The sequence below is a fragment of the Ruegeria sp. BB5 genome, from assembly GCF_056539405.1.
Window position 1 is genome coordinate 82,026 of record NZ_JBQFUX010000003.1, and the last position, 12,466, is coordinate 94,491.

The window sequence follows — 12,466 nt, forward strand, 5'->3', positions numbered from 1 at the left end:
TCTGATGCAATTCGCCCCAATTGCAAAACCCAGACGCAAGCCCAACCTCACGCCGATGATCGACGTGGTGTTCCTGCTTTTGGTGTTCTTCATGTTGGCGTCCCGCTTCGGCATCGAGTCCATCTTGCCGCTGCCGCTGGCCTCTGCGGGCCACGAATATAGCGGACCGCCGCGCCTGATTGACGTCCTGCCCGACCAAGAGTTGCTGAACGGCATCGCCAGCGCGGATATAGCCCGTGATCTTGCACCACTGATGCAGGTCCCCACGGATTTGGTGATCTTGCGCGGCAGGGATGGCGCGACATTGCAACGGATCGTGACCGTCACTGAAATCCTGCGTGACGCTGGGTTTATTTCGGTCGTTTTGGTGGAATAGCGCGATGAACTTCTCGGACCCATCCGGCAAACCGCACCCTGCATCCATCCTGCCGATGATCAATGTCGTGTTTCTACTGCTGATCTTTTTCCTGATGACGGCGAACCTAATCAAACCCGAGCCGTTCGAAGTTACCCCGCCAAAATCGACATCCGACACCGACCCCAAGGTCGAGCGGGTGCTTTATGTCGACAAAACTGGCCGTATGTCCTTCGAAGGGGAGGAAGGAAACGCGGCGCTGGTCGCCTTGGCAACGATTAGCGAAACCAACAGCGTCGTCCAGGTTCGCGCCGATGCGCAGCTTGAGGCCAAAGTGGTGTCCGGGCTGCTGCGTGGTCTTGCACAAGCGGGGCTGAACCGGGTCGAGCTTGTGGTGGCCGGAAAATGAAACGCTGGGTTGAAGCCTTTGTTTTTGTCGCTCTGGCCGCCGCCTTGCATCTCGCCGCCTTTGCCAGCCAGCCAAAGTCTGGTGTTGTTGCGGGCGGTGTTGGTGGTGCGGATCTGGCAACGATAAAAGCTGCCGCCCCCTCGGTGGCCGAGATGGTCAAAACGTGGGAGGCTGCGCCCATCACGCCCACCCGGCAGACGCCGACCGTGCAAGTGCCGCAAACCCCGGCCGTCCCCGCCGGGCCAACCTTGAAAATCGATCAGGCCCCAAAGGCTCAAATGACAATCGCACTTGCCCCGCCAGAACCGGAGAAGCTGCCGCAGGTGGACACGGCACAGCCGCCACCAGTTGCCACGCCGACGGAAAGGGCCGAGCGTGAATCTCAACAGCCAGACAAGACACCCGCGCAGGACGGTCGAAAAGCCAAGGTAACCGCCGCAGGTGTCAACAAACAGGTTGCCGCAGGTTCAGGTGACGGATCGCAGGCCGGGGCGGGATCGGCGGAAGTGAACGCTGGGTCCTCTGGAAAGCAAGCAAAGCTCAAGGTGTTTTGGGGTGCAAAAGTTCGCGCCCGCATCGAGCGCAACAAGCAATCGTTGCGCCGCACGGATGGTGGCAGCGCCATGATCACCCTGACCGTTTCGCGCGATGGGCGTCTGTTGTCGCATAAACTGCTGAAATCCTCGGGCAATTCGGCACTGGATCAGGCCGCGCTTAGCGCTGTGGCCCGTACAAAGCGCGTACCGAAAGCACCCAAGGGGTTACAGGGCGATAGCTTTCGCTTTTCTGTACCGATCAGGTTTGAGCCCCGTTAACCGGCGCCACCGTCAGGAAAACGGATGTGGTTCCAACAGAATTCGAACCGAAATCGCGATGAAAAACAGCGCGCTGCCGGTCAGGACAAACACGTGCCAGATGGTGTTGTGAAACGGCAGGTGTTCCGAAAGATAGAATGCAACGCCGACGGTATAAACGACACCGCCCGCCATCATCAGCCACACTATTGTCGGCGACAGCTCGGTCAGCATGGATTGTCCGGCCCAAATGATGGCCCATCCCATCATCAGATACAGGCCCAGACCAAACCACCGAAACCGGTTTGGATCGATCAGCTTCAATGTTGATCCCAGCGTCGCCGACGACCATAAGCCAATCAAAAGCCCCCATGCCTGCCCGCCCGAAAGCAAAACGAACGGCGTGTAGGTGCCAGCGATCTTGACGTAGATACCCGAATGATCCAGCCGGCGCAGTAGATCGGACCATCTGTCATTGTCGACCATGTTGTAGAGGGCGGAAAACGTCAGCATCAACACCAGCGTCACGCCATAGATCGAAACTCCCAGTACCGCCTCGGGCTCGGAGCGGTGCTGGGCGGTGATCGTGATCAGAACTGGCACGGCAACAAGGGCCGCGGCCACGCCCAATACGTGTACAACCCCATCGCTGATACGTTCGGCCCGGGTATAGGCCGGCCGGATATCTGCAAAAGACCACATGTCTCAAATCTAGGGGCCGGATCGCAACCCGACAAGTTTAGGTCGGATCATCCCCTGCCTTGGGGTCTTTGTACCTGTTCAGGTCAAACACCCCTGCCTGTATTGGCTTCTGATCCAGGAACATCTCGTAAATCCGATCGCTGAGCGCCCAGAATTCGGGGCTTGTCCGGCGCACGCCGTATTCTGCCACCAGGGCCATGTAATCGCTTTGCGATCTGACGGATTTCAACGCGGTTATGAAGGGGGCCACCTGGTTCTGCCGGACATGGAAATAAAAGTTCGGATAACTGCCGATCAGACCCGGAAGAATTGTCACCTTGTCCTCGGCCGGGACTCGGCGCGCCTTTTCTTCAAACAGAAAGGCGACGTTGGAATGCGCCTTGTCATGGGCCAGGGTGAACAACTCTGCCGCGCCGCCATCTTGCTCGACCACAAGAACGGACAGGTCGGGCAGATATTTCACCCAATCTCCGATCTGATCCGCCAGATCGCGCAGCAAAATGCCTGACTGATCCGAGGGGCAATCACCGTCCACACATCGGTTGATCGGGTCGGTGGTGGGCCACAGGCCGTTGCCACGTTCCAGCAAGGTCAAGAGGAACTCTTGCTTAGGAGTGGTGGTTGCAAAGGTGATGCCGGTGGGGAAATGTCCATCAACTTGGCGACGGTGCCAATAGGTAAGCCATTCGGCCAACACGCCCTGATACCAGCCTTGATGCATCTGCGACCTGACATCCCGTGGCATGAAAAACAGAAACGTATCCTCACTCTCCATCCGCAGCTCGTTCATGTAAAGCCGCGTGGTCAGTTGATGCTCGACCCGGCCGAAAACATCATAGCCCGCGACAAGGTCATAGTAGATACGTTCGAACACCGGGAAATCCAGAACCCACGCGGTTTCGGGAATGCCGCCGTGAAATCCGGTCATGGCCGAGGCGTTGTCGAAGTGACGGAACACGGTGATCAGAGCATTGGGGTTCGAGCCGTCGCCGTCCCAGATCGAGCCATAGTCAAACCCGGTTTCGTATATCGGGGCCTTCTTGTACCGTGCGTCCCGAAACTCGAGATACCGAACCTGGTTCTTGTGCGAAAACCCCGGCAACGCGCCCAATGCACTGGCGTCGGCCTCTGACACGGGCAACTCCAGATAGATGGCCCCGTCTTGCAGAAAGCTGGGGTCGGTAACTGACAAATCCGCTTCCGGGTCAAGGAAGCTGACCCAGAACCGGTCTTCGATCACATCAACTGCGGTCGCTCCGTGACAGACAGGGCCGCGTATGAAGCTGCGGACAAAAAACAGCGCATCATCCAACAGGAACTGATAGCGGCTTTTGGCGGGCATCTGCATATAGGTGCTGAATGGATTGCCGCCCTCGGCATCACCATAGGGGGGTAGCTCAGTGAGTGTCCAATCGGGATCCAGAAACAATTGTTGATAGCGCGCCATGCGATCTGGTCCCATCGAATAGACCAGATGTTCCTTGTGTACGATCGTTTCGGTGACCTGCTGCAAACGATAGTAGAACGCACCCGCCCCCGGATCATCGAATGGCCGCCGCGTGGCAATAATGTCTATGGTGTCACCCGGCGCGGTGGTCGAGCGGACAAGTTGGAAGAACCGCCGCGCATCGTCGCCCTGAAAATGGAGGCGGGCCAGAAACAGGTGTTCGTACAGATACCGGCTCATCAACTGGCTGCGCATGTCGTTTGAATTCAGGAATACCTCCCACTGCGTGATCTGGTCCTGAATCTCTGAGGGAATTTCGGTTGCAACAGATGGCAGCGCTGCGCCGCTGCGCGCCCAGGTCATGAGGGCCTGAAATTCGGCATCCGCCAACGGTGCAGTGCCATAGGGCATGCCGGCAAGCTCATGATCGCGGCTGAACTGATCAAATTCTCCGGATGTCGAACAAACCAGAGGGCGATCAAGCGCCAGACCAAGCTCGCTCGGAAGTGGCGCGTTAATCGGCATCGGATTCTGTCGCCCCAGCTCAAGATACCGTTCCAGCAGGCCCGGAGTTTCGGCATCATTTGGATCACGGGTTACCGTGTGAAATCCCAGCGCCCGCCATTCGGGGACCGTTTGCGCATCAATCCCCAGCCGCGTGGGCTGGGCATCGGTCAAACGCTCGGTATGATAAACGGCCTGTTTGCTTGCCCCGCGCTGAACGCCTGCGGGCGAGGTGAGCTTCAACTGACAGGGTGCGTCATAGCAGCTGTGGCAGACGACACAGCGACGGTCCATGATCGATTTCACATCAGCCAAGCTTTGATCCTGCGCAGCGGGGCTGGTCGTTCCTTGGGCCCGGGCATCCAGGGTAAAAATACCAATGCTGACCACAGTCATCGCGATTGCGACTTTCAGCAGCAATAGACGTTTTCGCATCTGCGCTCCCCCCGTAACTTGCCGATATCATTGCAGTTACAGGTGGCATTAGGCAAGAATCGCTTGATCGTCAGCTGGTGTGATATCCGGGTGTCGAGCGTGAGATCGCAGTCTCTTCTTCTGTCATCTCAACCGGGAACCCGTCGAACAGGGGTGTACTCAGATACCGCTCACCCGTGTCAGGCAGCATGCACAGGACCGACGCGCCGGGCTCGGCCTGTTCAGCAATCTGCATTGCGACGGCAAAGGTCGCGCCACCGGATATGCCGGTTAGGATACCCTCTTGGCTGGCCAACTTCTGCGCCCATTCAACCCCTGTCGGACCAGCCACCGGGATCAGCTCATCAAAATAGCGGTTGTCGATGGATTCCTGCAAAACTGCGGGAATAAAGTCCGGCGTCCAGCCCTGAATGACATGCGGTTCGAACGCGGGGTGGCTTGAAACTGGATCGCTATCCTTGCCACGTTCGGTCGCGACGCCGCTGCCCACCAACTGCGCGTTGGCCGGTTCGGTCAGGATAATTTTAGTCTCAGGACTTTCAGCGCGCAAAACCCGCGACACTCCGGTGACCGTGCCGCCGGTGCCATAGCCAGTCACGAAATAGTCCAGCCTGTCGCCATTGAAATCCCCCAGAATTTCCCGCGCGGTTGTTGCAGCGTGGATCTCGGCATTGGCCCGGGTTTCGAACTGACGCGCCAGAAACCAACCGTGTTCCTCGGCCAGTTCGACTGCCTTGCGGTACATGCCAAAGCCTTTTTCCACCTTTGGCGTCAGAACAACCTTTGCACCCAGCATACGCATCAAGCGACGACGTTCAGTCGAAAAGCTTTCGGCCATGGTAACAACCAGCGGATAACCCTTTTGCGCGCAGACCATCGCAAGACCGATGCCCGTATTACCACTGGTGGCCTCAACAACCGTCTGGCCAGGTTTCAGGGCACCGCTGCGTTCTGCGGCTTCGATGATATTGACGGCAAGACGATCCTTGACCGATCCGGCGGGGTTGAACGCCTCGAATTTAACGAACAGGTTGACGGCTTCGGGTCCCAGATTGTTGATGCGGATCGTGGGGGTGTTTCCGATCGTGTCGAGTACACTGTCAAAAATCCGGCCATTGCCCGATGTGGTTCTGAGTTTGGCATCAGTCATTGGGTTTCCTTACATGGTCGCGCGTTTCATCAGACCTGTTTACCCGGCGCTTACGACAATGTCCCGAAAACCTTTCACCTCAGAGATCCAGCACAACCGTATCCGACCCCTTGGCGGGTACAGCGCAACAGATCAGCACCTCGTCTTCTGAATGTTCAGCTGATGGTTCGGTGCGATAGGCAACTTGACCGGCAATCTTGCGGGTTAGACAACTGCCGCATGATCCTGAACGGCAGGAAAAGGTTGGTGTCAACCCCTGCGCCTCGGCCACCTCCAGTAAGGTCGGATCGCCTTGCGCCCATTGCATCTTTTGATTGCTGGCTTTGAATTCCACACTGGCTGCCTCAGCCTCAGGCTCGGGCTGGAACGCGACGGCGTTCTCGTCGACGCGCCGCGCCAATGCGGCAGGGCCAAAGGCTTCGGCATAAATACGGTCATTCCGCACGCCGAGACCGCGCAGCATGTCATAGATCGCTTGCATGAAAGGGGCCGGGCCACAAAGAAAGAAGTCGTAGTCATCCAGAGGCAGCGTATCTTGGATCAGTTCGGGCGTGATGTAGCCTTCGGCGTCAAAATCCGCCCCCACGCGGGTGCCTTCTTCGGGTTGTGAGACAACCGAGACATAACGGATCTTTCCGCCGCCCTCGGCCGCAGCCTGTTGCAGGTCACTGTGAAAAGCCCGCTGTCCCACGGTTTGCGCGGCGTGAAAAATGGTCAGGTTGCGCGTGTGGCGGGTTCGCGCGCCTTCGTGCATCACGTGGCGGGTCATCGACATCATCGGCGTGATACCGACCCCGCCTGCAAACAGCACAGCAGGCCGGGTTTCAGACGCATCCAGAAAAAACTGACCTTTCGGGGCTTTGACCTCGACCAGATCACCGACCGACAGTGTTTCGTGCAAATGGTTTGACATCACACCACCCGGTTCGCGCTTGACGGAAATCCGATACCCGGCATCGCCGGGCGCCGAGGAAACCGTGTAGGTCCGCGTTACTGGCGCCGTGCTATCGGGGCTAGTGCGAAGTGTCAGAAACTGACCTGCTTCAAACGGCAACAGAGGCAGGTCATCCGTGGCCTCGAAGATGAAGGAACGGATCACGTCGCTTTCATCCTGAACAGCAGCCACCCGCAGGGTTCGCCACTGACGGCGCAGTGCTTCAGCTTCTTGCCGGGCCTCGGCAGTTTGCCAGTCATCCGCCATCAGACTGTTGGGCGAAAACTCCAGAAATTCAGCTCGGAAAGGCAGCGCGTCATGAAGGCTTAGGCCGTGATCCAGATGAAACCACCAACCCCGGCTTGCACCATGGAAGCCCGCGATATCGGGATGGTCTTCTGACAGCACCTCAACCGTCCCAGTCAGCATCAGCACATCGCCGGTCTGATAATCCGGAAATACTAGGCCCGCCCTCGGATTTACGAGGAAGTTGCCCAGCGTGTTGAAGAAATTATTGCCTGCAAAATCAGGAACCAACAGGCTGTTGCCTTCAACCCGCACAAACCCCGACCGCCCGCCCCGATGTGAAACGTCAACGCCCGTATGGTCGGGGGTGTTGGCGTGGCTGGCGACATAAAACGAATTGGCCGTCGCGATCATGTCCCGGGCTCTTGGGTCCAGCTCAAGCAGCCGATCGACAAAGCGGGCGACGTTGGCGTCCGGCTCTCGGACAAAGGTAACATCATGGGTCTGGATGTACTGCGGACAATTCCCGAAAGACTGCACCACATCCAGAGAGAAACCGCCATTTTCGATCCGCCCAACGGTGGCATTCATACGGTTGCGGCGCCGCGTGGAAAGTTCGACCCCGACGACACCGATGGGCGCGCCGGGCTTCAGCGCCGTTCGCAGTGGGTCGTCTGGCAGAGGCTGGACGTCAACATCAAGCCGACGGTCATGCGGTGAATGGATAAACCCCGGCCGACCCGAGATCATCGACGCCCAGGGCCAACCATCAGGATCGACGCTGCCCACTACAAGAAAAGGCAGCTTGCCAAAGAACTCTCGATGCTGATCGGGCATGTAGGGGCGGATGTAGTTCCGGCCAACTGCCTCCATCTTTTCCCGTTTACCGATGCGGGATTGCATATCCCGTTCACCTGCGTGGAAAGGCGATGTATCTGATGCGGTCGGGGCGTTCATGGCAGACCTCATATGTCAGGGGCGGGTTGACCAGCCACAAATGCGCAGCTGGCCAAGGGGTGGATCAGGCCGCGTTCAGACCAACCGCGGTGCGAGGCATCGGGATAAAGCCGTCCAGCGCCTCGACATTGGCCAGAAGGCGGCGCACGTTTGCGTAAGGTTCCAGCGAAACGTCACCTTCAGGCGCATGCGCGGTGTAGCTGTAGATGGCGACATCCGCGATTGTTGGGGCATCCCCAACCAGCCACTCGCGGCCTTCAAGATGCGCATCCAGCTTGGCAAGAACCTTTGCCGCGGTGGCGTGGGTAAAGTCCTTGTTCAAGGGTGCATTGAAAACATTGATCAAACGCGCAGCGGCGGGGCCAAAGGCGATCTCACCAGCTGCGAGGGTCAGAAACTTCTGCACTTCGGCCTCATGCACTGGGTCCGCAGGCAGATAGGACGGTGCATATTTGCGCGCCAGATAAACCAGAATGGCGTTGCTGTCGGTGATGACCGCATCACCATCTTCAAGCACCGGTACCTGCCCCGCGGGGTTCATCGCCAAAAACGGCTCGCGCTTTTGCTCACCACCAGCCAGGTCCACATCGATGACGTCGTGATTAATACCGGCAATGCTGGCAAACAGGACGGCACGATGGGCATGGCCGGACAAGGGGAAACTGTGAATTCGGATTGCGTTGGACATTTGAAAGCTCTTTCTCTGATTGAAGGGGTTCGGCTGAGGGTCAGCATCTACGCGCCAAACTTAGATTGCTTTATCAGGGGCGATAATATACGCATTTAGAGAATTACTATGAACGCAGTGTAGACAATGGACACGATCCAAGGCATGCGCACCTTTGCGGCGGTGGCGGCACATTCTTCGTTTACCGAAGGCGCAAAACAGATCGGCATCAGCACCAAGCTGGCCAGCAAATATGTCGGTCAGCTTGAGGACCGCCTGAACGCGCAATTGTTCAACCGCACCACCCGCAGCGTCACCCTGACCGATACCGGACGGTCCTATTACGAGCGTTGCCTTTCACTGCTGGACCAGTTTGATGAATTGGAAGGGCTGGTCCAGAAACGCCAGACCGAATTGGCGGGGCGTATACGGATCACCGCACCAACCGGGTTTGGCTCGGCCGAACTGATACATCTGCTGAAACCGTTCCAAACCGAACATCCGAAAGTCACGATCGAATTGCACCTGTCTGACCATCACGCCTCGATGGTCGAAGAAGGGTATGACCTTGCCATTCGCTTTGGCGCACTGAAGGATTCCAACCTTGTGGCGCGCAAGCTGACGGACATGCGTATTGTCTGCTGTGTGTCGCCCGAATATCTGGCGCAACATGGGACGCCGCACGAGCCCGCCGCCTTATCCACCCACAACTGTCTACTACAGACCACCGGCAATATGATCGACAATTGGGCTTTCAAGGGATCGGACGGCGAATACGTGGTTTCTGTATCCGGAAACTTTCGCACAAATTCCCCTCGCGCTGTGGCGCATATGGCAGCGGACGGGCTGGGGATTGGCCGGATTCCCTTGTACACGGCACAGCCCTTTTTGGACACGGGTCGTCTGCAATTGCTGTTTGAAGCACAAGAGGCAATATCGCTGGGACTCTACGCAGCCTATCCGCAAAACCGCCACCTGACCGCTCGGATTCGGGCGTTAATCGACTTTCTGGTGAAACAGTTACGCGGGGCTTAGAGCCCCAACACCTTCGAATATTTCTAACCGCAAGATGTGGGGGCTGAATCATGGTTGCAAAATTATCTACCTTCTGATAGGTAGGCATTCATTGATAATACTTCCAAAGGAATCGCACCTATGAAAATCCATGATATCGAAGGGTTTCCAAACCCAACCCGCGTCCGCATCGCCTTGGCTGAAAAGGGCGCATCTGACAAAGTTGAGTTCATTCCGGTGGACGTGATGGGCGGTGAGCACCGCACCCCTGAATTCAAAGCTAAAAACCCTGACGCCGCAGTTCCCTGCCTGGAGCTGCCCGATGGCACACATATCGCGCAGTGCAACGCGATCACCGAATACATTGATGCGACATTCGACGGCCCATCGCTGACTGGGGAAACAGCCAAGGAACGCGCACAAATCTCGATGATGAACCTGCGGGCGGAAAACGGACTGCTGAACGCGGTCGGCACATATTTCCACCACGCCACCCCCGGCCTTGGACCGGATCTTGAAACCTATCAATGTGCTGAATGGGGCTTGAAACAGAAAGAGGTGGCCGGGCAAACCATGGCTTATCTGGATTCAGTTCTGGCCGAGAATGAATATCTTGCTGGCGACACTTTCTCGGTGGCAGACATCACGGCCTTCGCCGGATTGGCTTTTGCCGACTTCGCCAAGGTCGACATCCCGGAAAACCTGACCCATCTAAATGCATGGCGTGCAAAAATGGCGGCGCGCCCGTCCATCGCGGCCTGAACCAGCCCCTGCCACTGAAGTCGAAAGGAATACTATCAATGGAACTCAACTCGGATTTCTCATCCCGCGTCGTCGTTCACTCTGATCAGCTTGAGTGGCAGGCCTCGCCCATGAAGGGCGTGGACCGGCGCATGCTGGACCGGATCGGCGGCGAAGTTGCCCGCGCCACCACCATCGTGCGGTACGCACCGGGCAGCAAGTTTTCGGCTCATACTCACACTGGCGGTGAAGAGTTCATCGTACTCGATGGTGTATTTCAGGACGAACACGGTGACTTCCCCGCAGGAACCTATGTGCGCAATCCTCCAACCTCGGCGCATACGCCCGGATCGGAACCCGGTTGCACCATCTTCGTCAAGCTATGGCAGTTCGATCTGGACGACCGCACCCAGTTCCGCAAGACCATGGCGGATGAACTGGCCGCCCCGGTAAATGGCGTGTCAACCGCCACGCTGCACAAGGATGACCGTGAGATCGTCACCTACAGTCACCTTGATCCGGGCGCGGTTCTCAACTCTGACGCCGCTGGCGGCATCGAACTTTTGGTCATTGACGGGTCCATCACCACCGGCGGTGATGACCTGACCAAAGATGGCTGGTTGCGCCTGCCCGAAGGCCAGGCCCTTTCAGCCACCGCGGGTTCCCATGGCGCAAAAGTCTGGATGAAAACCGGGCATTTGCCCTTTGCCAAGGCTCCGGCGGTCTAGCACGTGAAACGCGATCCCTCTGGCATTTTAGGGGCCGGGCCGGTACTGCTTTGAGGGTGTCAAAGGCAGGGGGAACACCGCTGCCTTTGAATAGCTCGGAAAGGGATTGAACACAGATGGGGACCGATACCAAAACCGCCTTGCTGGATGTTGCCGAACATGCCGCCCGCGCGCGCGGGTTCGATGGGTTCAGCTATGCCGATCTGGCTGATGCGGTGGGTATTCGCAAGGCTTCGATCCATTATCACTTTCCCACCAAGGCCGCCCTGTCGGCTGCTTTGATGGATCGCTACCACTCGACCTTTGAGGCCGAATGCCGCAAAGCCGAGGCCGCCCATGACACCGCGTCGCAACGATTGCTGGCCTTGAGCGGGCTGTACCGAAATGCACTCAACGATGGCAAAACCCTGTGCCTGTGCGTTTCGCTGATCAGCAGCCTTGAAAGCCTGTCAGACGAGGTGATTGAAAAGATCAAAGCCTTCCGCGCCATGGTGATCAAGCAGATCGAAGAGATCTTTGAACTGGGCCTGCAAGACAAGTCAATCACAGGCGTGACAAATCCAGCGGCCGAGGCCCGCGCCACCTTGGCCGTGTTGGAAGGGGCGCTTTTGACCGCCCGCGCCGAACAAGATGTACAGGCCTTTGATGCGGTCGTGGACGTTTTGAAATCCCGCTGCTGAGGCGAGCCGCACGCCGCAGATAGCTGGCCATCCCCACAGGTTTGTTTCAAAATTCTTAACTTTGTCACCTGTGCGTGAAAGCTCTTTCAATTCGTTGAATTCAGCCGCCGTTTCACAATTTTAAAGGCACAAAGCAACGCAACCGGCATGAAAGGTCATCCCATGGCGATGTCAGAAACTGCGCATTCTTCGACGGGTCTGTTCCCACGATTCAACATCCCGCTTTTGGGTATGATGTTCATTTCAGGTTTCTTCGCGTCCAATGCGTTTGACCTGTGGGGGCAGCTGATCAGCCCGTCATTGGGGTTTGCCAATTTGTCTCCGCACGGGCTTGCGCGCAGCCTGCTCGGAACACTGGGCCTGCCCAATGGCGATTTTGCCGGGTATTTCGTTCACTTCTATCTGGTTGGCCTGATCGGCTATCCGATTGGCTGGCTCTACGTCTTCAACCCGGTTTGGGCGACGCTGTTCAAAGGCCGCCACATATTTGTGGGATCAGCAGTCTACGGTTTTGGGCTTTGGGTATTTGCCATCGGTGGCATCACGACCATCGCCGGTTTGCCGTTCTTCTTGAATTTCACCGGTATCACATGGGTCGCGCTAGTCGGGCATGTGATCTATGGCATCGTGCTGGTCTGGGCCATTCGCCTGATCGAACGCTGGTCGTAACCGGGATGCGTTGGCCGGGGGCAGCCCCCGGCCA

At 57.5% G+C, this 12,466-nt stretch carries 13 protein-coding genes; 8 read left to right on the forward strand and 5 right to left on the reverse strand.

Annotated features, from left to right (window positions below):
- Nucleotides 1-4 precede the first annotated feature (4 nt).
- Genes ACR0DL_RS10235 through tolA form a run of 3 tightly spaced genes read left to right on the forward strand, consistent with a single transcriptional unit; the run spans nt 5 to nt 1,579 of the window.
- Nucleotides 5-376, forward strand: coding sequence for an ExbD/TolR family protein (locus ACR0DL_RS10235; RefSeq protein ID WP_170349953.1), 372 nt, complete (start codon nt 5-7; stop codon nt 374-376).
- Between the two features lie 4 nt (nt 377-380).
- Nucleotides 381-764, forward strand: coding sequence for an ExbD/TolR family protein (locus tag ACR0DL_RS10240; protein ID WP_480688948.1), 384 nt, complete (start codon nt 381-383; stop codon nt 762-764).
- On the forward strand, nt 761-1,579 hold the full coding sequence (gene tolA, locus ACR0DL_RS10245) for a cell envelope integrity protein TolA (protein ID WP_480688950.1): 819 nt from the start codon (nt 761-763) through the stop codon (nt 1,577-1,579). Before ACR0DL_RS10240 ends, tolA begins: the two co-directional genes overlap by 4 nt.
- 12 nt (nt 1,580-1,591) lie before the next feature.
- Here the strand turns inward: tolA and trhA are convergent, their stop codons facing one another.
- From trhA to ACR0DL_RS10270, 5 genes are all read right to left on the reverse strand, one after another.
- Nucleotides 1,592-2,260, reverse strand: coding sequence for a PAQR family membrane homeostasis protein TrhA (gene trhA, locus ACR0DL_RS10250; RefSeq protein WP_170349956.1), 669 nt, complete (start codon nt 2,258-2,260; stop codon nt 1,592-1,594).
- 37 nt (nt 2,261-2,297) lie between these two features.
- On the reverse strand, nt 2,298-4,646 hold the full coding sequence (locus ACR0DL_RS10255; protein ID WP_480688952.1) for a fatty acid cis/trans isomerase: 2,349 nt from the start codon (nt 4,644-4,646) through the stop codon (nt 2,298-2,300).
- Between the two features lie 70 nt (nt 4,647-4,716).
- The gene (locus ACR0DL_RS10260; protein WP_480688954.1) at nt 4,717-5,796 is read right to left on the reverse strand and encodes a PLP-dependent cysteine synthase family protein; all 1,080 of its coding nucleotides are present in this window, start codon (nt 5,794-5,796) and stop codon (nt 4,717-4,719) included.
- A 79-nt stretch (nt 5,797-5,875) separates the two neighbouring features.
- Nucleotides 5,876-7,933: an FAD-binding oxidoreductase gene (locus tag ACR0DL_RS10265; protein WP_480688956.1), complete on the reverse strand. Its 2,058-nt coding sequence runs from the start codon at nt 7,931-7,933 to the stop codon at nt 5,876-5,878.
- 64 nt (nt 7,934-7,997) lie between these two features.
- Entirely contained in the window at nt 7,998-8,621 is a 624-nt protein-coding gene (locus ACR0DL_RS10270) for a glutathione S-transferase family protein (protein ID WP_480688958.1), read from the reverse strand.
- A 126-nt stretch (nt 8,622-8,747) separates the two neighbouring features.
- Between ACR0DL_RS10270 and ACR0DL_RS10275 the strand changes: the two genes are divergently transcribed.
- From ACR0DL_RS10275 to ACR0DL_RS10295, 5 genes are all read left to right on the forward strand, one after another.
- On the forward strand, nt 8,748-9,635 hold the full coding sequence (locus ACR0DL_RS10275) for a LysR family transcriptional regulator (RefSeq protein WP_480688960.1): 888 nt from the start codon (nt 8,748-8,750) through the stop codon (nt 9,633-9,635).
- Between the two features lie 120 nt (nt 9,636-9,755).
- Nucleotides 9,756-10,376: a glutathione S-transferase family protein gene (locus ACR0DL_RS10280; protein WP_170552037.1), complete on the forward strand. Its 621-nt coding sequence runs from the start codon at nt 9,756-9,758 to the stop codon at nt 10,374-10,376.
- A 38-nt stretch (nt 10,377-10,414) separates the two neighbouring features.
- Nucleotides 10,415-11,083: a cupin domain-containing protein gene (locus ACR0DL_RS10285; RefSeq protein ID WP_170376984.1), complete on the forward strand. Its 669-nt coding sequence runs from the start codon at nt 10,415-10,417 to the stop codon at nt 11,081-11,083.
- A 116-nt stretch (nt 11,084-11,199) separates the two neighbouring features.
- Nucleotides 11,200-11,763, forward strand: coding sequence for a TetR/AcrR family transcriptional regulator (locus ACR0DL_RS10290; RefSeq protein WP_480688962.1), 564 nt, complete (start codon nt 11,200-11,202; stop codon nt 11,761-11,763).
- Nucleotides 11,764-11,925: 162 nt separating this feature from the next.
- Nucleotides 11,926-12,432 (forward strand): hypothetical protein, encoded by a 507-nt coding sequence (locus tag ACR0DL_RS10295; RefSeq protein ID WP_226689430.1) that lies wholly within the window; start codon nt 11,926-11,928, stop codon nt 12,430-12,432.
- Nucleotides 12,433-12,466: the final 34 nt, after the last annotated feature.